General features: G+C 60.1%; 22 protein-coding genes. 19 read left to right on the top strand and 3 right to left on the bottom strand.

What is annotated here, in order from left to right; genetic code table 11:
- Window positions 1-11: 11 nt before the first annotated feature.
- Window positions 12-1,424: a helix-turn-helix transcriptional regulator gene (locus E7002_RS09145; protein ID WP_303728600.1), complete on the bottom strand. Its 1,413-nt coding sequence runs from the start codon at window positions 1,422-1,424 to the stop codon at window positions 12-14.
- A 352-nt stretch (window positions 1,425-1,776) separates the two neighbouring features.
- Between E7002_RS09145 and tatA the strand changes: the two genes are divergently transcribed.
- The 18 genes from tatA (at window position 1,777) to E7002_RS09055 (ending at window position 22,019) form a co-directional block, all read left to right on the top strand.
- Entirely contained in the window at window positions 1,777-2,055 is a 279-nt protein-coding gene (tatA, locus tag E7002_RS09140; protein ID WP_066663890.1) for a twin-arginine translocase TatA/TatE family subunit, read from the top strand.
- 233 nt (window positions 2,056-2,288) lie between these two features.
- Window positions 2,289-3,509, top strand: a complete 1,221-nt coding sequence (locus tag E7002_RS09135) for a 4Fe-4S binding protein (RefSeq protein ID WP_303728599.1) — start codon at window positions 2,289-2,291, stop codon at window positions 3,507-3,509.
- A gap of 131 nt (window positions 3,510-3,640) precedes the next feature.
- Window positions 3,641-4,936, top strand: coding sequence for a molybdopterin-guanine dinucleotide biosynthesis protein B (mobB, locus tag E7002_RS09130; protein ID WP_303728597.1), 1,296 nt, complete (start codon window positions 3,641-3,643; stop codon window positions 4,934-4,936).
- A gap of 289 nt (window positions 4,937-5,225) precedes the next feature.
- Window positions 5,226-5,987 (top strand): transporter substrate-binding domain-containing protein, encoded by a 762-nt coding sequence (locus E7002_RS09125; protein WP_303728636.1) that lies wholly within the window; start codon window positions 5,226-5,228, stop codon window positions 5,985-5,987.
- Between the two features lie 153 nt (window positions 5,988-6,140).
- Complete coding sequence (locus E7002_RS09120; protein WP_303728596.1) at window positions 6,141-6,794, top strand: amino acid ABC transporter permease; 654 nt, start codon at window positions 6,141-6,143, stop codon at window positions 6,792-6,794.
- A 12-nt stretch (window positions 6,795-6,806) separates the two neighbouring features.
- Window positions 6,807-7,580, top strand: a complete 774-nt coding sequence (locus tag E7002_RS09115) for an amino acid ABC transporter ATP-binding protein (protein ID WP_303728594.1) — start codon at window positions 6,807-6,809, stop codon at window positions 7,578-7,580.
- Between the two features lie 139 nt (window positions 7,581-7,719).
- Window positions 7,720-9,210, top strand: coding sequence for a response regulator transcription factor (locus E7002_RS09110; RefSeq protein ID WP_303728592.1), 1,491 nt, complete (start codon window positions 7,720-7,722; stop codon window positions 9,208-9,210).
- A 130-nt stretch (window positions 9,211-9,340) separates the two neighbouring features.
- The gene (locus E7002_RS09105) at window positions 9,341-11,005 is read left to right on the top strand and encodes an FAD-dependent oxidoreductase (protein WP_303728591.1); all 1,665 of its coding nucleotides are present in this window, start codon (window positions 9,341-9,343) and stop codon (window positions 11,003-11,005) included.
- A gap of 70 nt (window positions 11,006-11,075) precedes the next feature.
- Window positions 11,076-11,558, top strand: coding sequence for a hypothetical protein (locus E7002_RS09100; protein ID WP_303728589.1), 483 nt, complete (start codon window positions 11,076-11,078; stop codon window positions 11,556-11,558).
- A gap of 137 nt (window positions 11,559-11,695) precedes the next feature.
- Window positions 11,696-12,529, top strand: coding sequence for a rhamnulose-1-phosphate aldolase (gene rhaD, locus E7002_RS09095; protein ID WP_303728588.1), 834 nt, complete (start codon window positions 11,696-11,698; stop codon window positions 12,527-12,529).
- 429 nt (window positions 12,530-12,958) lie between these two features.
- Entirely contained in the window at window positions 12,959-13,675 is a 717-nt protein-coding gene (locus E7002_RS09090; protein ID WP_303728587.1) for a hypothetical protein, read from the top strand.
- 47 nt (window positions 13,676-13,722) lie between these two features.
- A complete protein-coding gene (locus tag E7002_RS09085) occupies window positions 13,723-16,437 on the top strand; it encodes a molybdopterin-dependent oxidoreductase (RefSeq protein ID WP_303728586.1) in 2,715 nt (904 codons plus the stop codon).
- On the top strand, window positions 16,427-17,059 hold the full coding sequence (locus E7002_RS09080) for a 4Fe-4S dicluster domain-containing protein (RefSeq protein WP_303728585.1): 633 nt from the start codon (window positions 16,427-16,429) through the stop codon (window positions 17,057-17,059). Before E7002_RS09085 ends, E7002_RS09080 begins: the two co-directional genes overlap by 11 nt.
- Window positions 17,060-17,072: 13 nt before the next feature.
- Entirely contained in the window at window positions 17,073-17,885 is an 813-nt protein-coding gene (locus tag E7002_RS09075; RefSeq protein ID WP_303728584.1) for a DmsC/YnfH family molybdoenzyme membrane anchor subunit, read from the top strand.
- A gap of 185 nt (window positions 17,886-18,070) precedes the next feature.
- A complete protein-coding gene (locus E7002_RS09070; protein WP_303728583.1) occupies window positions 18,071-18,811 on the top strand; it encodes a molecular chaperone in 741 nt (246 codons plus the stop codon).
- Between the two features lie 2 nt (window positions 18,812-18,813).
- A complete protein-coding gene (locus tag E7002_RS09065; RefSeq protein WP_303728582.1) occupies window positions 18,814-19,410 on the top strand; it encodes a 4Fe-4S dicluster domain-containing protein in 597 nt (198 codons plus the stop codon).
- Window positions 19,407-20,429, top strand: a complete 1,023-nt coding sequence (locus E7002_RS09060) for a 4Fe-4S binding protein (RefSeq protein WP_303728580.1) — start codon at window positions 19,407-19,409, stop codon at window positions 20,427-20,429. The genes E7002_RS09065 and E7002_RS09060 overlap by 4 nt, the downstream gene beginning before the upstream one ends.
- Window positions 20,430-20,486: 57 nt before the next feature.
- Entirely contained in the window at window positions 20,487-22,019 is a 1,533-nt protein-coding gene (locus E7002_RS09055) for a LuxR C-terminal-related transcriptional regulator (protein WP_303728579.1), read from the top strand.
- 426 nt (window positions 22,020-22,445) lie between these two features.
- Here the strand turns inward: E7002_RS09055 and raiA are convergent, their stop codons facing one another.
- Window positions 22,446-23,006, bottom strand: coding sequence for a ribosome hibernation-promoting factor, HPF/YfiA family (gene raiA / locus E7002_RS09050; protein WP_303728577.1), 561 nt, complete (start codon window positions 23,004-23,006; stop codon window positions 22,446-22,448).
- Window positions 23,007-23,526: 520 nt separating this feature from the next.
- Here raiA and E7002_RS09045 point away from each other — a divergent pair.
- Window positions 23,527-24,651: an NlpC/P60 family protein gene (locus tag E7002_RS09045; RefSeq protein WP_303728576.1), complete on the top strand. Its 1,125-nt coding sequence runs from the start codon at window positions 23,527-23,529 to the stop codon at window positions 24,649-24,651.
- Between the two features lie 688 nt (window positions 24,652-25,339).
- Here E7002_RS09045 and dmsD read toward each other — a convergent pair.
- A complete protein-coding gene (dmsD, locus tag E7002_RS09040) occupies window positions 25,340-26,002 on the bottom strand; it encodes a Tat proofreading chaperone DmsD (protein ID WP_303728575.1) in 663 nt (220 codons plus the stop codon).
- Window positions 26,003-26,259: the final 257 nt, after the last annotated feature.

Here is a 26,259-nt window from a genome sequence, read left to right as displayed (position 1 = left end):
GCCGTTTTTCGTTAGGAAAGCTTTTTGCCGATCTTCTCACCCAGGTCTATGAGCTCCTGGCGGCTATGCACGCCCGTTTTGCCGTAGATGCGCCGCAGGTGCGTGTCGACGGTGCTCTTCGAAATGCCCAGCTCGGTGGCGATTCGTTCGCTCGTGCGGCCATGCAGGGCGTAGGGCAGGATTTCGGCTTCGCGCTTCGAGAGCTTGGCCTGGTTGCTGATATGCGTGCAAACCAGATTGAATTCGTCGCGGTCGGTAACGATTTCCGAAAGATCCGAGAAATCGCGTTCGCCGAACAGAAACACGTAGGAAAGCAGCACGAGCGTGCCGGCGATAACGACGACCACGTAGGGCGTGGTGCCCGTGTCCCATGCGGCATCGATGCCGTTGGCTACAAGCACGCCAGCAAGTTCGCCGGCGAACAGGGCCGTGAATCCAACCGAAAACGATGCGAAGGCGTCGATTCCCTCGATGCTAGCCATGACCAGGAACAACGAAATGAGAACCGCTTCCAGGCCCAGGTAGCCAGCGAGCACCACGGCATCGCCCGGCAGGGGCACTGCGCCCGATTCCGCCAGGGGCACCATGAGCGTGCCGAACAGCATGAGGAATACGGCCAGGCGGTACGTCTTGTTCAGCGCGGCGCCCTTGCCGAATCCATCGGACGTAAGCAACGAGATGGACCCGATGAGGAATGCCCCGAACAGCACCATGGAGAGCTGGTAGTGGGGGCTGGCCGCGGTGCCCGGATCGGTGCCGAACGTTTCCATGAGGCCTGCCGCCATGCCAAAGAGCAGCGTGCCGCTGAGAATCTTGAGGGTAAGATTGCCCGCCTGTTCGCGCACCGATTCGTTGGCGGCCAGGGGCGCGCGATCGCCGGGGTCGGACGCGTAGATGTACAGCGCGCTGATAATGGGCAGCAGGCGAATGGCGATGAGCATTTCGCTTGTGGTGACGAACGAGAACACCACGCAGAGGAAGGCGCCCAGAAGCGAGCCGGTGAACACTTCGGGCACCGAGGTGCGGGTGGATACGCGCCCGAACGACCGGCCCCAACCAGTTAGCAATAGCGAAGTGGGAATGCCGACGAGCGCGCCTTCGGCAACGACGAGCGCCTGGGGTGCGTCGGGGAAGAGTGTGGGCAGTAGCGATGCGATTGCCATGATGGCCGCGTACGCGAACATGAAGGGTCGCGCAAGCACCGTTTCGCGTGCTTTGTGCGGCAGGGCGCGGGGCACGCCGAAGCCCACTACCATGAAGAGAAGCACGAATGCCAAGTCGGCGCGTTCGAAGGAAAAGGCCCCCAAATCGAGCGGACGATTTAGGCCCATGTAGAACAGAAAGAAGACGAAGCCTTGGTTGCACGCGAAGCCGACAATGCGCCGCGAGGAGAGCTCGTTTGCGGGCTTTTGCGCTTCCGTCATGACCGTGAACCTCTCTTGCGCGGGTGGCAACTGCCACCGGTTCCGCGCCGATCTCGTTTCCTGCTGCCTTGATGATACCAGATGCTCGATTTGGGCGAAAATCGGGCCACTACTCACTTTGCATGACAAGAAAATGACGATATTTTCGGATTTCCTTATTTTGCGTGATAGAAGAACACCCAGCTCATAAGGCATACTGCTCAACGTGCCGACCGCACGGGGCGCCAAACCCCGAAATGCGGTGCATGACAGCGAAATAGGCTGTCATGCGGGGCGTGGGCCCGCAAATGGGTCCCTAAAACGAGAAGCAATGCATGCGAACATGCGAAGAATGAAGCCATAGGAGGCACTCATGAAATTTGGCGGTATTGGCGTTCCCGAGCTCGTTATCATCCTCGTTGTCGTTCTGCTCATCTTCGGGCCCAAGAACCTTCCAAAGCTCGGTAGCTCCATCGGTCGCACCATCAAGAACCTGCGTTCCGGCATGAAGGAAGGCGAAGAGGAGACCGAGACCGAGGCAGTAGAGGCCGAGGAAGAGTCCGAGCCCGAGAAGATCGAGGCCGAGGCTCCCAAGAAGAAGGTCGTGAAGAAGAAGGTCGTGAAGAAGGAAGCTGAAGCCGAAGAGGCGTAGGCCACCCATCTTCTAATCGCCTGCCGGCGCATCCCTCCCACTGCCGGCGTGTGCATGACTCGGGCCAGATGCTCATGAGATGCATCTGGCCCGATTTGATTTTGGTTGCGGCTTGGAAACCGTCCGCAGCGGACGATGCCGCATGAGCGGCTGTGCGTATAATGCTGCAAGACGAGAAAGCCCGAACCGATCGGGCGGATGCGCGTACGCTGCGCGCTGCATAAGGAGAAGGTATGCCCAACATCGCAGATACCGTCGAACTGCTTCAGAAGCTTGAGGGTTCGGCTATTCGGGTTCACGAACGCAAGTGCGTGGTCGTGCGCAATCGCAACGTGCGTTGCCGTCGGTGCGCCGAGGTATGTACTACGGGTGCAATCTCCGTCGACCCCTCCACGAACAGCCTTTCGGTGGAGCCCGATGCGTGCATCGGCTGCGGCACGTGCGCCACGGCATGCCCCACGGGTGCGTTGGAGCCCCGCGAACCTTCTGATGGCGAGTTCCTGCACAAGTGCGCTGCTGCCATGGGTGCGGTGGACGAGGCGGCTCGAGTGGCGGGCGAGGAAGAACCCCGCTTGGTCATCATTGCCTGCGAGCGCATGCTCAAGCAAGCCGAAGGGCTGTTCGAGCCTGCGAAGGTCGTATCCGTTCCCTGCGTGGGGCATGTGGACGAAAGCGCAGTGTGTGTGCTGGCATCCGCGGGGGCGCATCGCGTGCGCGTCGTGCATGGCGAATGCGAGGAGTGCCCGCATGCGACGGGGTTCCTTATGGCACAGGCGGTCGAGGCGAATGCGAACTTGCTGCTGGAAACCTGGAACAGCGATGCGCGTATGAAGCTTTCCGCGAAGTTGCCGCGTGCGGCACGTAAGGGCGACGCTGCATTCGACGCCGCACGCCGCGATTTCTTCCGCGGTATGCGTGGTAGTGCGCGTGAGGCTGCGGTGGTCACCGCCGATTTTGCACTCGAGAGCACGCTGGGCGTGAAGCCTCCCGAGGAGCCTAAGTTCAGTCGCGTCACGGAAGACGGCACGTTGCCGCATAGCGTTCCGCCGCGTCGCGAGCGTTTGCTATCAAGTTTGAACGAGCTGGGCGAACCCGAGGACTACCTCATTGAGTCGCGCATGTTTGGCCAGGTGGTCATCGATCACGACAAGTGCGCCGGGTGCCGCATGTGCGCCGTGTTTTGCCCCACGGGCGCCATTCGCATGTGGAACGGCGACGACGATGACGACGAGCGCTTCGGCATCGAGCATTACCCTGGCTACTGCGTGCAGTGTCGTACGTGCGAAGATGTGTGCCTGCGCGATGCGCTTACGCTCTCTACCGAGGTATTTGCGCAGGACGTGGCCAATGGGCGCACCGAGCGCACCGAGATGGAATATCCCGAGATGGAGAACAATTTCGGGATGATGAACTATCGCCGCAGCCTGAAGTATCACAAGAACAAGAATAAGTAGGCGCGCGTACGCGGGCGATCGAGGGGGTGCCCGCGTGCAACGCATGGTTTCAAGCCGTTTGCCGACGGCGCTTTTCCTGCACGTCGGGATTGCTATACTGGCAAATCAGCGACGATTTTCGGGGAGGATACATGGATTCAACGCGCATGATGCTGCAAAGCCCCGCGGTGGCTATCGTGGGACGTCACAATTCGGGCAAGACCACGCTCGTGGAAAAGATCATTGCCGAGCTGACGGCGCGCGGGCTCGACGTGGGCAGCGTGAAGCACCATGGTCATAGCGGGTTCGACATCGACATCCCCGGCAAGGACTCGTGGCGCCACCGCCAGGCGGGCGCTACGGAAGTAGTGATTTCTTCGCCTGGCCAGATTGCCACTATCCGCACGTTCGACGGCGAAGCCGAATGCAACGAGATCGTGCATCGCATGCCTGGTCACGATTTGGTAGTGGTGGAAGGCTATCGCAAGAGCGGCCTGCCCACCATCGAGGTCATGCGAGCCGGCAATCCCCATGACGAGCAGGTGGCGGAAACGTTTCTCGCCGCCGCCCGCGCAGGCGAACCCCTTACGGAGGACTTCGTGCAGGCCGCGCGTGCCGCGCGCTTGGGCGCTCCCGAGGAAGCGCCTGCTCCTGGTTCCGCGGTGCATCCCGGCAAGATGCCTACGAGCGCTACCGTTGCCGTTGCCACCGATATTCCAGCTGCCATCGAGGCGGCTCAGCTGTACGACATTCCGTCGTTCGACCTCAACGACACGCAAGAGCTTTGCGATTTCCTACAGGAGCGCTTTACGCGCCATCGCGTGAGCGTGGTCATTCAGGCCGGCGGCGAAAGCAGTCGCATGGGGCGCAGCAAGGCGACGGTGCCCTTCTGCGGTCGTCCGCTCATCATGCGCCTGGTGGAGCGCTTGTCTCCCGTGGCCGACGAGCTCATCATCACTACGAACGAGCCCGAGAACCTGGAATTCCTGCATAGCGTGTATCCCGAACGCGGTATTCGCCTGGTGCGCGACGTGCGCGATGAACGCGGGGCGCTTCCCGGTATGCTCACGGCGTTTCAGGCCGCAACGTTCCCGTTCGTGGCCGTTGTGGCGTGCGATATGGTGTTTGCCTCGCCGCGCCTGGTGAGCGCCGAGGCGTTCGAGCTGTGCCAGACGCGCGCCGACGTGGTGGTGCCCGTCAACAAGCATGGCTTCGAGCCCATGCATGCCGTGTATCGCCGCAAGACCTGCCTGGATGCGGTCGAAAAGATGCTCGAGCAGGGCGAAAAGCGTGTGCAGAGCTTCTACCCCCTGGTGAAGGTGTGCGAGTTCCCGCAGAAGCGAGTGCTCGACGCCGAGCCGCGTGGCCGTTGCTTCGTGAATGTGAACACGCCCGAAGAGCTGCGCGCTATGGAGCACGCCATTTTGCATGGCAGTGACGACGACTAGCGAACTGAGCGTACGACCACTTGGCCCCATCGTCTCGCGGCGGTGGGGCCTTCGCGTTTTCAGCGCGCATGCGTACGCTGCGCAAGCAGGCACGCCACCGTAACCTGTGTTCGTCTGCAGCATGACCCTCTCTCCCGCGCTTTACTGTGATAGAATATTCGGGTGCTTTAGCGTGCTAAAGTGAACGTAAACGATGCATGATAGGAACCGAAAGGACGCTTTGCGCCTGGGGAGGGGACTCATGAAGAAGAAGATCGCGGCAGTTGCCGCATGTGCGCTCGCAGCCTGCATGGCTGTGTTCGCCCTGGTAGGTTGCTCGGGCTCGAACTCAAGCAACAGCAAGACGCTCGTCGTGGGCTTCGATAGCGCCTACCCGCCGTACGGCTTCATCGCCGACGATGGCAGCTATACGGGCTTCGATCTGGATCTGGCCAAGGAAGTGTGCAACCGCAATGGCTGGGAGTTCAAGGCCGAACCCATCGACTGGAACGCCAAGGACGCCCTGCTGGGCAGTGGCGCCATCAATTGCATTTGGAATGGCTTCACCGTGGAAGGCCGCGAGGGCAACTATGCCTTCAGCGATTCCTACATGCTCAACGAGCAGGTAGTCGTGGTGCGCGCCGATAGCGGCATCACGAGCCTTTCCGACCTGTCGGGCAAGACGGTGCTCACGCAGGTCGATTCCGCTGCGCTCGATGTGCTCGAGGGCGATCAGGCCAGCTTGGCTGCCACCTTCAAGGACGGCGCTCCGCAGACCATCGGTGATTACAACAACGCCTTCCTGCAGCTGGAATCTGGCGCAGTCGACGCCGTTGCCTGCGACCTTTCCATCGCCCAGTATCAGATGGCCGCCAAGGATGGCGTGTACACCCAGCTGAGCGAGTCTCTTTCTAGCGAGCACTATGCTGTTGGCTTCGCCGTGGGCGACGAGGAGACCGCTGCCAAGGTTACGGCTACCCTGAAGGAAATGTATGCCGACGGTACTATCCAGAGCCTGTGCGAGAAATATGCGGAATATGGCCTGGACTATTCCAACTGGATTTTGAAATAGGCGATAATCGGGAACCCGTCTGCTTTGGCAGGCGGGTTCTTTGCGTTTTCGCGGGGTTTGCTCCTAACGGTTTCGGAGTGCTGAACACCGGAACATGCGCACCTGATGGCGCGTATGTTCCGTTGCTCAGACGAGTTCAATAAGAGGTGTGTAATGGATTTTGCAACGATGATGGGTCTGCTTGGCAGTGGCTTGCTGCTTACGGGGCAGATTTTTCTCGTCACGCTGGTAGGAGCCCTGCCCTTGGGCGTGCTGGTGGCGCTTGCGCGCATGAGCCGTTTCAAGCCGTTGGCTTGGTTCGCGCGTTTCTATATCTCCATCCTGCGCGGTACGCCGCTCATGCTGCAGCTCATGGCGCTCATGTTCGGGCCGTATTACCTGTTTGGCCTGCAGATGGGCTCCGACTGGAAGTTCTGGGCGTGTGACATTGGCTTCATCCTGAATTACGCCGCCTACTTCGCGGAAATCTACCGCAGTGGCATCCAGTCCATTCCCCGTGGCCAGTACGAGGCCGCCGAGGTATTGGGCTATTCCCGTACGCAGACCTTCATGAAGATCGTTTTCCCGCAGGTCATCAAGCGAATTCTTCCTGCCATGGGCAACGAGGTCATCACGCTGGTGAAGGACACGTCGCTGGCGTTCGTGCTTGGCCTTATGGAAATGTTCACGCGTGCGCAGGCCATTGCCGCCAGCCAGGTTTCCATGATGCCGTACCTTATTGCGGCGCTCATTTACTGGGCATGCTGCCTCATCATCGAATTCCTCATGAATCGAGCCGAAAAGAAGCTCGATTACTACCACGACTAGAAAGGACGCGCGGTGAAAACGGATTCCAATACGGTCGTGCGCCTTTCGCACGTACGCAAGAGCTTTGGCAAGAACGAGGTACTGAAGGATATTTCCCTCGATGTGCGCAATGGCCATGTGGTCAGCATCATCGGCCCTTCGGGCAGCGGCAAGTCCACGCTGCTGCGTTGCGCTACGCTGCTCGAGCGCTTCGATGACGGCTGCCTCTCGTTTGGCGACCTGGAGGTTGCCCATAGCGAGAACGGCACCGCCGTGTATGCCGGCAAGGAGCGCCTGCACGAGGCACGCCAGCATTTCGGCCTGGTATTCCAGAACTTCAACCTGTTCCCGCACTACACGGTGCTGAAGAACATCATGGACGCGCCCATCTGCGTGCAGAAGCGCGATCCCGAAGAGGTGGAAGAGGAAGCGCGCGAGCTCATCAAGCGCATGGGCCTGGCGGGCAACGAGAACAAGGTGCCCTGCGAGCTTTCCGGCGGCCAGCAGCAGCGCGTGGGCATTGCGCGTGCGCTGTGCATGAACCCGGAAGTGCTCTTCTTCGACGAGCCCACGAGCGCGCTCGACCCCGAGCTTACGCAGGAAGTTCTGCGCGTCATTCGCGACCTCGCTTCGCGTCACATGACGATGGTCATCGTTACGCACGAGATGGGCTTTGCCCGCGACGTGGCCGACCACATTGTCTTCATGGATGGCGGCGTCATCGTTGAAGAGGGTCGTCCCGAAGAAGTCATCGAGAATCCCCAGCACAATCGTACGAAGGCCTTCTTGAGCAAGATTGCCGACTAGCTTTTCGGCGCTGCTAGGGGCTGAACCGTTGCTCTCCCGTCGCTTGTCAGGAGGCGGGGGAGCGGTATAATTCAGCGGAACATGCGGCAATAGGGAGGAACGCGTGTCTCTGCAAAGAGCAGGAAATCTCATACGTGGTATGAGTTGGTATCATCTGGGTTTTGCCTTTTTCTGGGCCTTGTATTCCACAGGTCCGTTTGGAAATGCCGCCGTGGCCACCGCCGCCGCGCAGGCATTCGGTCGGGTGGAACCAACTTCCATATTTATATGTAATGTGCTTCAGCAGACGTGCCTCATTACGACCTTGGCCGTTCTGGCCATTATGGGGCGTCATCGCGAGCGCGTAGACCGGCGTATCGTCTGGGCGCTGGGCGCTGCCATGTGCCTGGGGCTCGTGCTGCGCTGGGTTGCGCCGCACGCGGGCGTGGCGCAGATGCCCGTGGCGTGCGCGGGCTCCGTGGTGCTGGGCGTTGCCTCGGGCATGTTCATGGTTGCCTGGCAGAATTTCTTCGCTAACGCTGGTACGGAGCGTTCCGTTGTGTGCATTCCTCTTTCCGCCGCTCTCTCCGTGGCGCTTTCGGCGCTTATCGCAATCATGCCGGCCATCGCGGGCATTGTGGCGCTTACGCTCGTGCTGCCCCTAGCGGCCTCGGCTTCGCTCACTTTATGCTTGCGCGAAACCGAGCCCTACCAGGCAAAACCCCTCACGAAGGAACTCGTGGGCATGCTTGCATCCGACATGGCGCGTCCTGTCATCTGCGTGTGCGTGGTCGGCTTCGTGTGGAAGGCGGTAAGCCATCTGAATGGCGGCGCCTCCGATGTGGCCGCGATCGCCGCAACGACGGGCATGGTGTTTGCTGCGTTGCTGGTCGCGGGCTTGGAGCTGTTCTGGGGCCGTGGCTTCGACATCATGCGCCTGTATCAGTTCATTTTCCCCGTGGTCACGGGCGTTTTGCTGCTTCCCGTGCTGCTGGGCAGCGAATGGCTGCCGTTCCTTTCGGGTTGCCTGATGTTCGGGTTCGAGATCCTCAATCTCATGCTCATCATCACGTGCGCGGCCTATGCGAGCAGGAATCACCTGAAGCCATCCCAGGTGTACGTACCCTGTGTGGGCCTTTCCCTGGTGGCGCTGCTGGTGGGCGATATCGTGGGCTATGCGGCCGAAGGCCACGTTCTGTACGACATGACTATCATGGCGGGTGCGCTGTTCGTGTGCGCGTACTTGCTTTCCGTTGCCATGTCGCTCGTTTCGTTTGCTCCGCGCAAGCGCGCTCAGGCTGTTGACGCCGTGAGCGTTGGGGTACCCGTGCAGGCCCAGAATGCGCCAGTCGCCGTGCCCGATGCGCCCGCTGAACCAATCGCGGTTGAATTGACCGACGAGGCCATGGCCGAGCCCGCGCCAAGCGAGCGCGAATTGCTCGAAGCTGCTATCGATGATCTTGCCCCCGCCGAGGCCGTGAGCAAGCGCGAAATCGACGTTCTCGAGCTGTATTTGCATGGCTGCAACGTTCCCACTGCTGCCCAGAAGCTCTATATCTCGGAAAATACGGTGCGTAGCCACACCAAGAGCCTGTACCGCAAGTTTGGCGTTCACAGTCGCCAGGAGCTCATTGGGCTCTTTTCTGCCTAGTTTCTCTTCCTTTCTACCAGGGGTTTTGTCAATTCACCCACTTTGAGGGGTGCAGGTTACCCGTGCTGAAACTATCTTTTTGGCCAGGCGGCGTCCGTGGGAGGGACGCCAGAACCTTGTAGGAGGGAATATGACTGAGAAGAACATTTCTCGACGCAGCCTGCTCCGCGGAGCGGGTCTTTCTGCCGCAGGCGTCGCGGCTCTGGGCATGTTTGGCTGTGCCAGCCCCAGCTCTTCTTCCAAGAAGGAAGAGGCTGCCAAGGCCGATGGCCAGCACACGTGGGAAGTGAAGCCCGATCCCATCACCGATATCGCCAAGACCGTTGACACCGAAGTGCTCGTCATCGGCGGCGGCTATTCCGGCACCTGCTGTGCGCTTTCCGCTGCGGAAAATGGCGCGAAGGTCGTGCTGGTGGAAAAGGACGCCATGCTGAATGGCCATGGCGTTGGCGGTACGGGTGCCGTGGGCTCGAGGGTGCTCGATCAGATGGGCATCAGCTTCGACAAGCCCGTCGAGATGGAGCGCTGGGTTTCCACGTGCGGCAACCGTTGCCGTGAGTCCCTGGTTGGCAAGTGGTTCCGTGAGAGCGAACGCTGCATGAACTGGTTCCTGGACCTGGCCGAGAAGAATGGTGCCAAGTGCATGGTTACCGTTGGTTCCCGCAGCACGGTTCACCCCGAGATCGACTGCTACCACATGATCATGGGCGGCCCCATCTTCGAGCAGCACACCATGGCCGACTTCGTTGAGTACATGTTCGAGTCCGAGGCTCTGGCCACGGGCAACTGCGAGTTCGTATACGAGAGCCCCGCGGTTCAGCTGGTGCAGGACGATTCCGGTAAGGTAACCGGCGCCATCTGCAAGACCAAGGAAGGCTACGTGCAGTACAACGCCAGCGAAGGCGTGGTTCTGGCTACGGGCGACGTAAGCTACAACGACGAATACCTCGAGGAGTACGCTCCCATCGCCAAGAAGGTTATGACGCGTCTCTGCTCCGACAAGGGCAACGTGGGCGACGGTCACAACATGGCTGCCTGGGCTGGCGCTGCATTCCAGGATGGCCCCTGGCCTCTGATGATGCATCCTCAGGCTGCTGCTATGTACTCCGGCCCGTTCCTGTTCATCAACCCCAAGGGCAAGCGCTTCATGAACGAGGCCACCTGGGTGCAGGGCAAGTGCGTAGGCACCATGGTGAACGGCGGCGATGACCACTGCTGGTCCATCTTCGATGCCAACTTCGAAGCCGACAACACCGATTCGCTGCAGTATGGCGGCGGCATGTTCTGGGATAGCTTCCGCGCTGTGGGCACTACCTACGCCGATGCTTCCGCCAAGAACGCCGAGACGGTCAAGAATGGCGTTACGCAGACGCCCGACTACTACAAGACCGCTGACACGATCGAGGACCTGCTGAAGCAGCTCGATGTGGACGTGACCGAGGCCAAGGAGACCATCGATCGCTACAACAAGATGTGCGAAGCCGGCGAAGACACCGACTTCTACAAGGAATCGCACTTCCTGTATCCCATCAAGCAGGGTCCCTTCTACGCAACCAAGCTGGGCGTTGGCCTGCTGGCCGTTGTGGGTGGCATCCACATCTCCGACGACTTCGAGGTTCTGACCGCCGACGACGAGCCCATCCCCGGCCTGTATGCCATCGGTAACTGCGCAGGCGACATCTACGCCTACGACTACCCGATCAACGTACAGGGCAACAGCCACGGCCGCTGCCTGGTCGAAGGCAAGTGCCTTGGCGAGCAGCTTGCTGGCGTGTACGATAAGGTAAAGGCATAGCCACTAACCATTACCGGGAGGTGGGGTTCGCGCCCCACCTCCCTTTTCTTTTGCCCAGGAAGGGGTGCTCATGGAAGAAGCCGATGTGGTATTCGCCCATCTTCAGGGGCTCATGGACCAGATTACCGAAATGGAGGTCCTGGGCACGCGCCTGGATGCGGCTCGGGCTGCGCAGGCGGTCATGGAAGCTGATGCGCATCGTGTGGGCCAGGTGAACCAGGAAGCGCAGATCAAGTCCTACGTAGACGGCTATATGGCCGAACGCGAGGAGGCGCTTGCCAAGGGCGACGCCGAAGCCGAACGTGCTGCACGTGAGGCGGCCCTTCAGTGTGGCAACATGCTGGCCATTCGCAAGGGCGCACGCGAGGATGCGGAACGCAAGTTGGCCGCGGCCCTGGAAGCGGGTGGCTTCGCCTCGGTGGATGCTGCGCGCGAGGCTGTTATGCCTGCTGGGGAGCTCGAGAAGGAAACCGAGCGCCTGCGTGCGTTCCAGGCGGATTACGCCCAGACGCTTCAGCGCGCCCGTGAGCTGGAGCCCGATTCCGAGGCGTAGGCTTGCTGATTTCGCCTGTGGGGCCGAGCATGGTGCATGCGCATAGTGCCCGGCCTTTTTGCTACGGGGAGCCTGCCGTAATTCGCGTGAACTGCGATAGAATAAAGGCAACTCAACCGCTAGAGAGAGGGGCTGTCATGGGTATCGAACAGGCTAACTGCATGAGGCGCTTCATCCGCATGTGCGATGATGGCTGGGTAGAAGGCTGGCACGAAAGCAACGGTGGCAACCTTTCCTATCGCCTGGACGAGGAAGACATCCGCGTGGTCATGCCGTACTTGAAGGTGTCGGGCGAAGGCCACGATTGGGTGGGCATCGGCCGCAAGGAGCCCGATATCGCCAATGCGCTCTTCTTGGTAACGGCAGCGGGCTCTCCTATGCGCAAGGTGAGCATTGACCCTACGCTGAACTGCGGCATTGTGGAAATCGACGAGTCCGGTTCTGCGTGGCGCCGCGTATGGGGCTTGCGCAATGCGCGTCCTACCAGCGAATTTTTGGGGCATTTGCTTGCGCATGCTGCACTCATTCGCGATGCCGACGGCGACAGCCGAGTGGTGTATCACGCCCATTGCCAGAGCGTGATCGCGCTCAGCCTCATTCTGAATGCGAGCGAAGCCGAATGGAACCGTGCGTTGTGGGGTGCCATGACCGAAGTCGTCATGCTTACCCCGCAGGGAGTGGGCGTGCTTCCGTGGATGCTGCCTGGCGGTCGCGAGCTGGCCGAGCAAACCGCGCAGAAGATTGCCAAGCATGCGGCGGTCGTGTGGTCGCAGCATGGCCTTATCGCAACGGGGCCCGATTTCGACGAGACGTTCGGCCTTACCCACACTATCGAAAAGGCAGCAAGCATTTACCTGAAGGCCCGCGCCGCGAATGGGGGCAGGGTTCCCGATCATTTGGTCACGTCTGCGCAGCTGCGGGAAGTGTGCGACGCCATTGGCGCCAGCTTCAACGAGGACCTGCTACAGTAGTTCCATATCCCACGTGGCACGGGACGGAGGCTTGTTCACGTACGCATCTTGCATCATGCAAGGTGCTGCGTGGACGGGCCTCCTATTTTTGCGCGCGATTCGCTGGTGACAGAGGGACGGTCCTTCTGTCACCTGCGGGGGTGAATTGTGGGAAGGTGACAGCAGAACCGTCCCTCTGTCACCCCGTGCCTTGTTCGCGGGGCTTCGAGTTAGGCTAAACGAACATATTCTCTTCTAATACTCTGCGCTCTACCTGCAAAAACGTAGAATTCACCAATAGTTGGTGAGTGATCAATCACCAAGAAAAACCCGTTGGTGAGAGTGGATTTCACGAACAATTGAAGTTGTTGCCCTTCGGGACCTTCCCGTACCTTCGTTTCTGTTCGGCGACGGTGGAGGAGGCCGTCGCAAGACGAAATCGGAGGAGCAATGGAATATCAGGACCACGCTGTGGCCCCCGCGGAAGCCGTGCCCAGCACGACGCATGACGGGGAATGCCCTGCCGCAAAAGCTAACGAAGAGATCCAGGCGGAGGCGCTCGACTGCCAGAGCGATCCCGAAGCCGTATTTGCGGAGGTTTGCTCCCATCTTTCCCTGAACCGTTCGAACACGCTGCCCATGTGCGCGTGCATGAATGCGTGTCGCGAGGCCGTTTCCTATCGCGAAGTTGAAGTGGCGTTGGCCGACCAGCCCGTTATGAACATGAGCACGCAGACACCTCATACGCTGCTGCGCATTCTCATTGATGCGGGCGCGATTGATGCGACCCCTATCTACGAAGAGGGCGTGGATCCCGAAGCCGAGGACGCGCGTGCCTACGACTACGAGCTCGTGACGTCGGAAGCGGGTCTGCGCGCTCTTGAACAGTACGATCCCTGCGCTCGCTTCGCACAGCTCATTGAGGAGGAGCCGGAAGGCTACGCCGATGCGTATCGCATTGTGCTCGATACCTGCCGTGAGGCGGTTGGCCTTCCTGCAATCGAGACGGCCCTTTCGGGGCATCCGGCCCTGCATTCCCCCAAGACCGTGTTTGCCGGCTATTTCGTATCGAAGCTGGAAACGGTGGGCGGAATCGTGTGGGATGGCGCCTGGCGCACCACCGAAGAGGGCATTCGCATGGCTGATTCTATTCCGGTTTGCGCATAGCACTGGGATTGATGAGGAAAGACAGGATATAGGGAGAAGGAAGGAATATGGGAGAAACCAAAATCACCCGCAGGGGATTCTGCAAATCCGCCGTAGCGCTTGGCGCCGTGGCTGGTTTGGGAATCAGCCTGAAGGACAGTCTGGTTGAAGCCGATCCCGCCAAAGCAGCTACCAGTGGGGAGGAGAAGATCTACAAGACCTCGTGTCGTGCGTGCATCGCATCGTGTGCCGTTCTGGCGCATGTGCGTGATGGCCGCGTGGTGCGTATCGAGGGAAACCCCGAGAGCCCCATGAGCCAGGGCGGCGTATGCGCCAAGGGCATGGCAGGCATTCAGGCCTTGTACCATCCGAACCGCAACAAGTATCCCATGCGTCGTGTGGGCGAGCGTGGTAAGAATACTTGGGAGCGCATTTCGTGGGACGAGGCTCTTACCGAAGTGGCCACGAAGATCAACGAGGTTTCCGACAAGTATGGTAGCGAAGCTATCAGCGTTTCCACCGGCGGTGGCGGAAATCCGCACTTTTCGAATATCAAGCGCTTTGGCGAGGCCATCAACACTCCGAACGTCTGGGAGCCCGGCTGCTCGCAGTGCTACCTGCCCCGCATGGGCGCATCGCTTTTGGCATATGGCGCTGGCAAGCCGAACAACCTTTCGTTCTCCGACTCGAATGGTTGGGACTACTACTTCACCGACAGCAAGGTGACGTCGCTGGTGCTGTGGGGTACCGACCCCAGCAACTCTTCGGCTGCCACGGGTGGTCGCGCTCTCGCCGAGCTGCGCAATCGTCCCCAGGGCCTGAAGACGGTCGTCGTTGACCCCCGTTACACGCTCGATGCCGCCAAGGCCGACGTGTGGCTGCCCATTCGCCCTGGTACGGACATCGCTCTGTTCCTGGCGTGGACGCGTTGGATCCTGGAAAACGAGAAGTACGACGCCGAATTCTGCCGTACGTGGACCAATATGCCGTACCTGATCAACCCGAATACCCGCCTCACGCTGAAGGCGACCGAAGCGGGTCTGGAGGGCACGGACAAGGATTACGTCATCTGGAATCCTGCCACCAACGCACCCGAAGTCGTTCAGTTCCCCATGGCCGAAGGCGTTCAGCCTGCACTCTTTGGCACCTATGAGGTCAATGGCATGAAGTGCAGCACCGCTGGCCAGCTGCTGAAGGAGAACTGCGAGGAGTGGACGCTCGAAAAGGCTGCCGAGACTTGCTGGCTCGATGCCAAGATGATCGAGAAGGCCCTGGAGATCTATACCGACCCCAACGGCCAGTCGAGCATAATGCAGGGCGTGTATGCCGACCAGACCGGTCAGACTCAGGCAAACGCCCTCGCTGCGCTTACCCTGGAATTCCTCATGGGCAACGTGGAGAAGCCTGGCACCATGCTTCAGAAGTTCCCGAATGCACCCGTGAAGGACCAGCTGGGCAACACCCCGCGTCTGCTCACGCAGGAAAAGGTCATGAAGCGCTGCGGCTACACCGAGTACAAGGGCCTCATCTGCTGGGATATGGCTCACATTCCTTCGGTGTTCAAGGCCATGAAGGACGGCGACCCCTACCAGATCCACATGTGGATCGAGCGTTCGGGCAACAAGCATGTCGTGCTCGGCAATTCCACCTGCCTGGACGACATCGTGCCGAACCTGGACTACATCGTGCACGTGTACATGTATCCTACGGCATTCTCCGTGCTGTGCGCCGACCTCATTCTTCCCTGCACCGAATGGCTCGAGACGAACCTCCCCATTCCGCAGCTCAACACGGTCGTCATGCGTCAGGCTGTTACGCATCTGTACGAGACCGTTGAAGAGGGCATCATCTGGACGCAGATCGTCCAGAAGTGCGCCGAGCTGGGCAACACGCATTGCCCCAAGGCATTCGATGCCAACGAGTGCATGACCACGCCGTTCTACAAGAACGAGTACGAGAAGCAGAAGCAGCACCTCTTCAAGCTGGCCGACAAGATGACCTGGGAAGAGGCTTGCGAAAAGGGCGTGTTCGAGTGGTGCACGGCTGACGAGTATCGCACGTACTACACCTACCTCAAGACCGACGACACCACGGGCAAGCCCAAGGGCTTTGGCACCCCGTCCAAGAAGCTCGAGGTGTACTGCGAGTCCAACACGATTCTTGGTCGCACGGGCTTCCCCTGGGCGCATTGCAAGGAAGCGGAGCATCTGGAGCTTCCCGCGGCATCGCAGGATTACGAGCCCATGCCCATCTATCATGAGCCCGCTGAGTCCCCGCTGACCGACACGGAATATCCGCTGGTCATCACCGAGGGCCGTCTGCCCATGTATCACCATGGCACGCTGCGCAACATCCCGTATCTGCGCGAGATCTATCCCGTGCCCGAGATGTGGATCAACCCCAAGGATGCCGAAAAGTACGGCATCACCGATAACGAGTGGGTCAACATCGAGAGCCGTCGCGGCAAGACGCATGGCAAGGCTCGCGTCACCACGGCCATCCCCGAGGGCGTTCTCTACCAGGAGCGCTTCTGGCTGCCCGAGCTGCTTGACTCCGATGACCCGGCTCAGGCGTATCGTGCATGCAATATCAACGTGCTCACGAAGAACGATCCCCCCTATGACCCGGTATATGGCTCGTACATTCTGCGTGGCTTCCAGGTAAAGGTGTCGCCCAGCAATGACGAGATCCTGAAGTCCATTTGGTCCGAACCCGAGCAGTTCGAGCCCTGGATGCCCGAGTTCTCTGATACCACTGAGGATGTGTTTGACTATGGCGCATAATTGCATTGTCGTTAACCTTGACCGCTGCACCGGCTGCTTCAGCTGCGAGGTGGCGTGCAAGATGGAAAATGGCGTGGCCCTGGGCGAGCGCTGGTCGCGCGTGCTGACCGTGGGCCCCGTGGGCGAGTACCCCAACATGACGCGCTATGCGCTGCCCACCATGTGCCAGCAGTGCGAAGATGCTCCCTGCGTGAACGTGTGTCCCACGGGCGCCAGCTACCGCGACCCGAAGACCAACGTCGTGCTGGTGAACAAGGAGCAGTGCATCGGCTGCAAGTATTGCATGATGGCCTGCCCCTATGGCGTGCGCGCCTGGAACAAGGAAGAGAAGTGCGTTGAGAAGTGCACCCTCTGCGGCCAGCTGACCAGCCAGGGCGAGCTTCCCGCATGCGTGAAGAGCTGCGCTGCCGGCGCTCGTTTCTACGGCGATCTGGATGATCCGAACTCCGACGTTTCGAAGGAGCTCGCGAAGTACTCCGACGACCAGATCCACACGCTGCAGGACGTGGGCAATCATCCTGCGACCCACTACATCATGACCGACATGATCGGCACGTGGTATCCGCGCATCAAGGCGCCCGAGTATCCGCGTACCGATGCGTATCCGGTAGACGGCGAATAGGAAGGAGAGCGTAATGGAAATCCAATGGTCCCTCGTTCTGTTCACCGCTATCGCGGGCACTGGTTCGTGGCTGCTGGGATGCGCGTGCATTGACGAGTTCAAGGGCATGGCAAAGAAGACGACCTCCCTGGCTGCCATCATCGCGATCATCCTCCTGATCGTGGGCGGCATCGTTTCGGCAACGCACCTGTCCCACGTCGATAGGATGTTCGGTGTTCTGGCTCACCCCGCTCCGGGCATCTTCCTAGAGGCACTGCTCTTGGGCATCGATGCGCTCATCGGTCTCATCCTGGTGCTGCTGTGGAAGCGCGATGCTTCTGCGAGCGCTCGTAAGGCGTTCGCTGCCCTGGGCGTCATCATGGCTCCGGTGTTCTCGTTCTCGTGCGGCTTCTCTTACATGATGTCCTCCCAGCTCGCATGGAACAACATTGGCCTGCCCCTGGGCTACCTGGGTACGGCTGCTGCCGCTGGCTGCGCCCTGTGGGCTCTGCTCTGCGCCTATCGCGGCGAGGCCGAAGAGGCCCTCGTGTTCGCTGGCTGGGAAACCGTGCTCGGCGGCGCGCTTGCCGTGGTGTTCGCGCTCGTGTTCGGCATGGTCTCCGGCGTTTCCGCTGGCGCTCAGGCTCCGCTGTTCTGGGGCGCCGTGGTCCTGGTTGGTGGCGTTGCCCCGCTGGCGTGCGGCGTTGCCATCACCCGCAAACCCGCATCCGCGCTTGCCTTCGCTGGCCTGGCGCTGGCATGTGGCTGCGTTGGCGCAATTGCGTTCCGCTGCCTTATGTGGCTCGGTAGCGATGCTCTCATGGCGCTGTTCGGCGTCACGCTGTAAGTAACAGCATTCGGGGCTCGCGGGGTCCCTTCCTCCCTCCAACCCGCGAGCCCATGTATAAAGGTCCCGGATGTCAGGTTCGCTGCAAGACCGTATGGCATCCGGGCACCCCGTCGCAGTTCCTGCGACGGGCGGCGAGTTTCAACGCGGCGGGGCATCCCGTTTCGCAAGATGAGGAGATAATCATGGACGTACAAGATGCGAAGCAGTTGGCTGAGGCGTGCAAGGCGCGTGCCGAGTTCTGCGGCTTCCTGGCAAGCGTGTATTTCAAGGAGCTTACCGAAGAGCAGATCGAGGCTCTTTCCCGCATCGAATTCGAGCGCGATGACTCGCTGGTTTCCCGTGGGTATGCCCGCATTGCCGACTATTTGAAGTATCGCGATTCGGGAACACGGCAGGATCTGGCCGTCGACTACGCTCGAGTATTTCTGGGCGCAGGTCAGTACGACAAGATCACGGCGCCGCCGTATGAATCCGTGTTTACGAGTGACGATGGGCTCCTGATGCAGGATGCCCGCGACAAGGCTCTGTCGTACTATCGCACGTTTGGCTATGACCTTCCCGAGGGCAACACCATTCCCGAAGACCACATCAGCTTCGAGCTTCAGTTTGCGGCGCTTCTGGCCGAAGAATCGGCGCGCGTGCTCGAGGCGGGGGACTACGATCGCTTTGCCGAGCTCGTGGCCCTGCAGCGTGGCTTCTTCCTGTATCACCAGAAGAACTGGTTCCCGCGCTTCTGCGATGCCGTCGATACGCATGCGCAGACCGACTTCTACCGCGCCATTGCGTTGATCACGCGTGGCTACCTGGATGAAGAGGCGGCGTTTCTTGATGGCGCAGCCGAGCTGGCCGGGGTTCAGGGCGATACGGGCGATCTGCACCCGGCCTGGATGGACGAAGAGCTTCCTGAAGCGGTGGCGGTGTAGTCGTGGCTGTCACCAGAAGGGCATTTGCCGGATTCCTGGGGGCCACCGCGGCTCTGGGTGCGCTTGGTGGCGCTACCCGCGCGTTCGCGGGCGACGGCTCGCTGCTGCGTCCCCCGGGCGGCCAGGATGAGGCTCAGTTCATCTCGCGTTGCGTGAAGTGCGATCGTTGCCGCAGCGTATGTCATACGGGCGCCATTACTCTGGCGACCGTGGAGGATGGCTTCTTGAATGCACGTACGCCCACGCTCGATTTTCATCGTGGCATCTGCGATTTCTGCGACGACTGCGCGCGCGTGTGCGCAACCGGTGCCATCGTTCCCTTCAACGAGGAGACCGAGAAGATCGGTATCGCCGTCGTTCAGTCGGATAGGTGTCTGTCGTACACCCAGTCGTGCGAGGACTGCGTGAATGTATGCCCGTACCAGGCCATCACGCTCGATTCGGGACGTCATCCCGTGGTGAATGCCGACTTGTGCAATGGGTGCGGCGTCTGCGAAAACGTGTGCCCAGCGTTGGTGTATGGGCAGTTTGCGGGCGGCAAGCGCCGCGGCATCGTGGTTCGCCCTGCATCTGAAGTGGAAGGATATGTGGTCCGATGAAGAAGAGCTCCGTTCTGCGCACGATAAGCGTGCTGTGCGTGCTGGGCGTCGTCTGCGTGGGCCTCGCGTTCCACACGGGCGTGGGCACGCCATCTCAGTGGGGCCTGTACGACATCACGGCCATTTGCCCCCTGGGTGCGCTCGAGACGCTTATCGCTTCCAAGACGTTCGTACCCCCGGCGCTAATCGCCCTTGCCATTACCGTGGTGGTCACTCTTATTCTGGGTCGCGCATTCTGCGCATGGGGTTGTCCCGTTCCGCTGGTGAAGCGCCTGTTTGGTGCCGACAAGCGTCATGCGAAGGCAGAGGCGCAGGCCATCGAGAAGGCCGAGTCCGCCAGCGATGCGAAGGCGGAAGAGGCAGCCGATGCCGAGAAGCCGGACTGTGCTGCCTGCGCGAGCGCTGCTCGCGGCGTCGAGGCGCACGGCGAGGACGCGGACGGTTCCGCCAAGGCTTCGGGGAAGAGCGGCGTGCTTTCGAAACTGTTCCCCGCAAACGTCAAGCGCGGTGGGTTGGATGACTCGCGAAACTGGGTGCTTGGCGGCACGTTGCTCACTACGGCCGTGTTCGGATTCCCCGTGTTCTGCCTTATCTGCCCCGTGGGTCTATCGTTTGCCACCATCATCGCGTTGTGGCGCCTGCTTCAGCTGAACGAGACGACGCTGTCGCTCGTGGTGTTCCCGGCGCTGCTGATCGTCGAAGTCGTGGTGCTGCGTTCGTGGTGCCATCGCTTCTGCCCGTTGGGAGCGCTGCTCTCGCTCATCTCGCGCGCTAATCGCACGTTCCGTCCGAAGAGCGATGCGTCGGTGTGCCTGAGGGAATCGAAGGGGCAGAAGTGCGATGCGTGCGCGAAGGCATGCCCCGAGGGTATCGATTTGCACGATGCCGTGAATTCTCAGCCCATGCACGATTGCACGAAGTGTCGCAAGTGCGCAGATGCCTGTCCCGTACATGCGATTACCTTCCCCTTGAGGGACTTGTCCAGCAAAAAGTCAAGAATGGACAAGGTGGAACCGTAGGCTATCCTAGGTAGCGTTTTACGTCTTGGGAGGACGTATTTGCGGAGGGAAGCGGTTATGCAGACGGAGAGCAAGGGCCGTGAATCGCGGGGCGTAGGGGATCTTGCCCGCGAGGTCGAAGAGCAGTGGCCCAGTTTGAAATACCTATCCCTTGGCTGCTATTACGCATGGATCTTTCTGTGCTATAGCAGTCAGGTTCTGGAAGCTTGGGCAGGGGTCGATTCCTTCGTGCCCAAGTTTTCCATGTACATATCATCCACCATCGCGCTTGCGGTGACGCTGGTACTTGCGGCTGTGTTCCATCGTCGTTTCGAACGGTTGCTGGAACGCCGCCGCTTCGTCATGCTTGCGGCGTTATTGGCGTCCCTGGCCACGGCTGCCCTTGCGTATGGCTTGCAGTCCGATCCCGAGGGTCCCATCTACCATGCTGGTTGCGTGCTTACGGGCGTGGGCACGGCGTTGATTGCGCTGCGCATCGGCATGGTGTACGGAAACCTCTCTGCACGTAAGGCTCTCATGCTCACATCGGTGTCGTTCCTGTTCGCCACCATGATCTACTTCGTGTGCATTGGCGTGCCTGCCGTACTTGGCCTCGACATTCTTACGTTGCTGCCGCTCATCGCGGCTGTGCTTACCCTTTCGTTTACGGGGAGCGGGCAGCGTGGCGTTGCGGAGAAATCCGCGGAAAGCCCCGATCATCACCTGCCCCATGGGTTCTTGGTTCGACTTGTCCTCACGATTTTCGTGTTCTCGCTTGCCGCGAGCTTTGCGAGCGGGGGCGCTCATTCTGCGGTGGGGCTTTCGTCCGTTTCCGATGATGGCTCCATTGCCATGTTCCTCATTGGCCTGGTGGCCATTGTCGTATTCGTTATTTCCGGTGTGCTGTCCGCCCGCTTTGACCTCGTGCGGTTGTACTATCCGCTCATTCTGCTGGCAAGCATCAGCTTGTTAGTCATTCCCGTGACGGGCGGCCATCTAGAGGGCCATGGTCTGCTGCCCACGGTGGTGTACAACGTATTCATCATGTTCATCTGGGTGCTGCTTTCGCACGTATCCGACCGCACGCAGCTTTCCGCCGTGCAGGTGTTTGGCTGGGGGCGTGGGGCGTCTGCCTTGGGTACGACGGCCGGAAACGTGCTTGCCATGGAAATCCAAACGGGCAGTAGCGACCCCACGAATATGATGGTCGTTGCCTCGGTTGCCCTGCTGTTTGCGCTTGCCGCTACGGCCATGGTGGTGCTCAAAGAGGGCGCGCTCGACGACATGTTCGCCAAGACGGGTGGCGATAATGCGCAGGGCTTCTCGGCGCTGCTCGACCCGTTTGCGCAGGATGCGGCTCTGGCGGGCAAGGGTTCTTGGATGCGCAGCTGCGAGGAGCTTGCCGACGCAGCTAACCTCTCGAAGCGCGAGCGCGAGGTGCTTGTGTTGCTCTCGAAGGGTCGTACCATCGAGTTCATTGCCGAGGACCTGGGTATTTCGTTCAACACGTTGAAATCGCACGTGCGTCACGTGTACGAGAAGACGGGCGTGCATACGCGCCAAGAGCTGCTCTCCCTCATCGAAACGCGCCGCAACGCCATGCGCGGGTGACAGAGGGACGCAAGGTGACAGAGGGACGGTCCTTCTGTCACCCTGTCCGCTGTCACGGGGGCGAATTGTGGGAAGGTGACAGCAGAACCGTCCCTCTGTCACCTGACTTCCCATTTCCTGCCTGTTTGGGGTGTTTGGGCAAAATCGAGGCTCATATTGTAAAAAATTCGTCGCTCTGAACATTGTTTTTCCGTTTGGCGTCTTATTTTGCGTGCATGCGCTACGTCTCGTACGCATAATGCCTGGTGGCGTCTTTCGATGAGCGAGTAATTGCCCTCGAAAATGTTCAGAACGACGAATTTTTTACACGGGCAAGGCCGATTTTGCCCAAATAGGGTTTTAGCCTTTTCCGCCAAGCTATTCTGGGCATAAAAGGGCGCCTGCTCTAGAGGAACAGGCGCCCTTCGTGTGCTATGCGAGCTAGAGCTAGATCTGCTTCAGCAGGCCGTAACCGCCATTATCGCGGCGATACAGGATGCGGAAGGTGTCGGTGTCGCGGTCGATGTAGCCGAAGAAGTCGTGGCCCAGCAGGTCGATCTGCACGAGCGCTTCCTCTTCCGTGAGGGGCAGGAACTCAACGTCCTTCTCGCGTACGACAGCGTCGTCGGCGAGCTCTTCCATAAGGGCGTCGAAGTCGGTTTCCTCGGCGGTGGTGCGGATGGTCTCGGCCTTGGTGCGGGTCTTGTGCTCGACTACGCGCGTCTTGAACTTGCGCAGCTGGCGCAGGACCTTGGCGGCGGCGACGTCGATTGCCGCGTACATATCTTCCTCGCGCTCTTCAACGCGGATGATGTGGCCCTTGGCGGTCATGGTTACCTCGCATACGGCGGGGCAGGCGATAGCAGGGTTCTGCTCCATGTGCAGGACGACTTCCGCGATCAGCGGGTCGATGTCCATAACCTTCATGGAATTGCCGATTTTCTCTTCCGCATAGGACTTGAGAGCGTCGGTGATGGGCATCTTGCGGCCGGTGACGGTAATCTCCATGAAAATCACCTCTCAGAAATATGGGGTATAAAAAACAGCTGGACGAGTGGCGGCACAGGGTGATGACGTGTGCGGCGACTCCTTTCCGAGCTGGTATATCCAGTATAGCGCTTTATTGGCGGTTTTAAGGAAAATAGGCCATGGAATGGCACGCCCGGGGCAGTGGTCGGGGCGTCTTCGTGGCGGGCGCTCTGCGCGGCGTTGGATCCTGGGGGAGCGCGCTCTGCTCGAAACGGCCGCGAGCGCAAGCCATGCGTAGAATCTTCACAGAAATGTGGAGCTTGGAAAACGGGTTCATTTGCGGAATGATACCGTGCCAGTAACTAACGACCACAATATCTAGTTGACTTGGCGAAATAAGGCCCAATGAATCTAGTGGATGTATGCCCGCTCGGCAAAATTGCCCCTCCGAACAGCCACTATTTCGTCTCGCTCGTCTCCACATTAGTTGCCTTTTGTCCAATGTCACCCTAAAATGACTGAAGCCGAAGTACTACCGACTAAAGTAGGCAGGGAATACATGAACACTAAAATCACCTCGTTCCCTCGACGTTCGTTCATTGCGGGAGCAGCCGCCCTTGGCGCCATGACGCTTGCGAATCCCTCGTTTGCGCTTGCCGATGAAATCACCGACAAGCAGGCCGAGGCCGATACCGCGCTTGCTTCCCTTAAAGCTATGCAGGCAAGCCTGGATCAGGCTTCCGACGATTACACCACTGCTCTTCAGGAGCAGGAGGACGCCGAGACGAAGCGCGATGAAGCGCAAGTCAAGATCGACGAGCAGAATGAAAAGATTGCCGCTCTTCAGGAGCGTCTGGGCACGCGTGCTCGTTCCATGTACCGCAACGGTTCCAGCACCTTCTTGGAAGTGCTCACGGGTGCGGCTACGTTTGCCGATTTTGCCACGGGTCTCGATCTGCTTTCCGACATGAACGAAGAAGACGCTCAGCTCGTCGAGGACGTGAAGACGGAACGCCAGGTTCTGCAGGAGGCCAAGGACGAATACTCCGCGCAGGCCGAAACCGCTCGCCAGAAGGCCAACGAGGCTGCTCAGGTGCAGGCCGAGGCCGAGGCTACGGTTGCCGAAATGCAGGCATACTACGACAGCCTTAGCGCTGAAGTCGCCGAGCTGGTCGAGCAGAAGCGTGCGGCTGAAGAAGCTGCCGCTGCCGCGGCCGCTGCGGCCGTCGTTGAGGCTTCCGCTGCAGAAGGTGCCGCAAGCGAATCTTCGAGCGGCGGTTCCAGCACCGGTTCGAGCGGCGGCGGTAGCTCTAGCTCTTACGACGATGATGACGATGATTCCGGTTCTTCTTCGGGCGGCGTGTACGAAGGCGGCAGCGATGCCGTAAGCCGTGCGTACTCGTGCCTGGGTGCTCCCTATGTGTGGGGCGCTGTTGGCCCCTCCAGCTACGACTGCTCGGGCTTGGTAAGCTACTGCATCACCGGTCGTCATGCGCGCGTGTTCACCTCCAGTAGCCTGATGGGCTACTCTGCAGTGAGCAACCCCAGCCCCGGTGACGTTGCGGTAAAGTCCGGTCACTGCGGCATCTACATTGGCGGTGGCCAGATGATTCATGCAGCCGACTACGGCATTGGTGTTATCGTCGGTTCCGTGCAGAGTGGCATGAAGATCGTTCGCCCGTAACTTCCCCTGAACTTGAAAGCCCGCTTCGGCGGGCTTTTTGTTGCTCGCGTTTTTTATCCCGACCGCGCCCGACCGTGGTGGCTCCTTGGGGCACCCGCTCCGCTGCTCGCGTGGTTTCGGCCCCGCACGGGCCGAAACCTACGCTCGTGCGCTCGCTGGTTCATGCTTTTACTTGCGCTGTTCGGGGCTTCGCTTCGTCGATGCTGGAAACTTCGTTTCCCGCCCGCCTCAGCGAAGCCCCGAACATAGCGCGTTCTTTTGAATGTTTTCACAGTGCCCCCAAGGGGCCACCGCGGCCGGGCGCTGCCGTTCCGGGCGGTGCCGCTTGCAACGCGACCGCCGAAGTTGGGTTGTCCTGCTCGGGAAGTTGCGGGCTCGCTGGGACCGGGGGCTGGGTCGGGGAACGTTCGGCTTAGCCTCCGTTTCGGGTGCTTGGGGGTGCTAGAGCTCTGCCTCTCGATTTCAGCGATATTGTCGGGGTCAAAACGGTTTATTTCGTCACTCCGAAACGACCCTCGTTTTTTCGGCTAGCCCATTTGGCTGCGTCCGTTCGGGGATGCCCCTTGGGACGTTGTGAAAGTAAACTGAATGCGCCTGGCTTTGCCAGGCGCAAGAAAAAGCATAGATCACGAGCGCAGCGGAGCGGGTGCTTTAAAGGGCATGCCCGAACGGACGTCGGGATGGATTACTAGCGGAAGAAGCGCGGGATAGTTACGTCGAGCGCGAGCTCCTCCTGGGCTCCTACGAGCGTTGTGCGCGTGAGCTGGGCAAGGCCCTGGTAGAAGGGGTGTTTTGCCTCTTGCTGCATGATCTCCAGGAAATGCGGCGCCCACGTGAGCAGGTGCAGCTCCAGGTACTCGCGGGTGAGCTCGGGTCGATTCGTTGCGATCCACGCAGCCAGCATGAGCATGAGGCCGATGTGGTCTTCGGGTTCGTGTTTTTCCTTTACGACCGACTCAATGCCGTGCTCGCCCATCCAGTCGCGCAGGTCCAGACATGTTTTGCCGAAGATGACGCTCTCTCGGTCGGTGTAGACCGAGCCCCAGGGTGCGGCAGCCTTGCGCGCCGGTCCCACGAAGAGGCGGCGGAACTCTTCGGCCAGCGTCGTCTTGTCGTTCTTCGTTTCGCGCAGGGCCGAAACGATGAGCCCAAGCGCCTCTGCGTTTTCAGCCTCCTTTGCAAAAGGCCAGGCAGCAGCGGTCTCGGTGACGTTGATGCCGCCAAGCGCCTCGAAGAGCGCGTTGGTGGTGCCGCTTGCGGGGTCGTGATAGAACAGCGGGCCCAGCGTATTGCCCACGAAGGCGATGGCCTCAAGCTGCTCTTGCGTAATTTCGGGTTGGCTTTGCGCCATGGCATGCCCCTTCCTCGTCTGATTTCACGCGTATTGTACGGTAGCTGCGGCCCGTCGCGCATCGTATACACGGCAACAACGCATGAGACGGTGTCGCTCGCCGCATGCGCTTTGACTCGGCTCGGGTTGGTTCCGTGCGGTGCTCGCGCGACGTCCCTTCGACATGCTCTTATTCGTCATGAAGGTATAGCCTCTTCGTTTCGTAACGGCTTGCTTTCTTTATGTGACTAAACTCATGCCATTTAGCCTAGGCTTGC

Source organism: Denitrobacterium detoxificans (assembly GCF_015062615.1).
GTDB lineage: Bacteria > Actinomycetota > Coriobacteriia > Coriobacteriales > Eggerthellaceae > Denitrobacterium > Denitrobacterium detoxificans_A.
This window is presented reverse-complemented; position numbering and strand designations above follow the sequence as displayed.

Bases quoted from the DNA above. Each gene is read 5' to 3' on its own strand.
- mobB (WP_303728597.1), top strand. From the start codon at position 3,641: ATGGATTCAACGCGCATGATGCTGCAAAGCCCCGCGGTGGCTATCGTG.
- dmsD (WP_303728575.1), bottom strand. From the start codon at position 26,002: ATGGCGCAAAGCCAACCCGAAATTACGCAAGAGCAGCTTGAGGCCATC.
- E7002_RS09090 (WP_303728587.1), top strand. From the start codon at position 12,959: ATGGAATATCAGGACCACGCTGTGGCCCCCGCGGAAGCCGTGCCCAGC.
- E7002_RS09045 (WP_303728576.1), top strand. From the start codon at position 23,527: ATGAACACTAAAATCACCTCGTTCCCTCGACGTTCGTTCATTGCGGGA.
- E7002_RS09070 (WP_303728583.1), top strand. From the start codon at position 18,071: ATGGACGTACAAGATGCGAAGCAGTTGGCTGAGGCGTGCAAGGCGCGT.
- E7002_RS09055 (WP_303728579.1), top strand. From the start codon at position 20,487: ATGCAGACGGAGAGCAAGGGCCGTGAATCGCGGGGCGTAGGGGATCTT.
- E7002_RS09120 (WP_303728596.1), top strand. From the start codon at position 6,141: ATGGATTTTGCAACGATGATGGGTCTGCTTGGCAGTGGCTTGCTGCTT.
- raiA (WP_303728577.1), bottom strand. From the start codon at position 23,006: ATGGAGATTACCGTCACCGGCCGCAAGATGCCCATCACCGACGCTCTC.
- E7002_RS09075 (WP_303728584.1), top strand. From the start codon at position 17,073: ATGGAAATCCAATGGTCCCTCGTTCTGTTCACCGCTATCGCGGGCACT.
- rhaD (WP_303728588.1), top strand. From the start codon at position 11,696: ATGGGTATCGAACAGGCTAACTGCATGAGGCGCTTCATCCGCATGTGC.
- E7002_RS09105 (WP_303728591.1), top strand. From the start codon at position 9,341: ATGACTGAGAAGAACATTTCTCGACGCAGCCTGCTCCGCGGAGCGGGT.
- E7002_RS09125 (WP_303728636.1), top strand. From the start codon at position 5,226: ATGGCTGTGTTCGCCCTGGTAGGTTGCTCGGGCTCGAACTCAAGCAAC.
- E7002_RS09080 (WP_303728585.1), top strand. From the start codon at position 16,427: ATGGCGCATAATTGCATTGTCGTTAACCTTGACCGCTGCACCGGCTGC.
- tatA (WP_066663890.1), top strand. From the start codon at position 1,777: ATGAAATTTGGCGGTATTGGCGTTCCCGAGCTCGTTATCATCCTCGTT.
- E7002_RS09085 (WP_303728586.1), top strand. From the start codon at position 13,723: ATGGGAGAAACCAAAATCACCCGCAGGGGATTCTGCAAATCCGCCGTA.
- E7002_RS09145 (WP_303728600.1), bottom strand. From the start codon at position 1,424: ATGACGGAAGCGCAAAAGCCCGCAAACGAGCTCTCCTCGCGGCGCATT.
- E7002_RS09100 (WP_303728589.1), top strand. From the start codon at position 11,076: ATGGAAGAAGCCGATGTGGTATTCGCCCATCTTCAGGGGCTCATGGAC.
- E7002_RS09135 (WP_303728599.1), top strand. From the start codon at position 2,289: ATGCCCAACATCGCAGATACCGTCGAACTGCTTCAGAAGCTTGAGGGT.
- E7002_RS09110 (WP_303728592.1), top strand. From the start codon at position 7,720: ATGAGTTGGTATCATCTGGGTTTTGCCTTTTTCTGGGCCTTGTATTCC.
- E7002_RS09060 (WP_303728580.1), top strand. From the start codon at position 19,407: ATGAAGAAGAGCTCCGTTCTGCGCACGATAAGCGTGCTGTGCGTGCTG.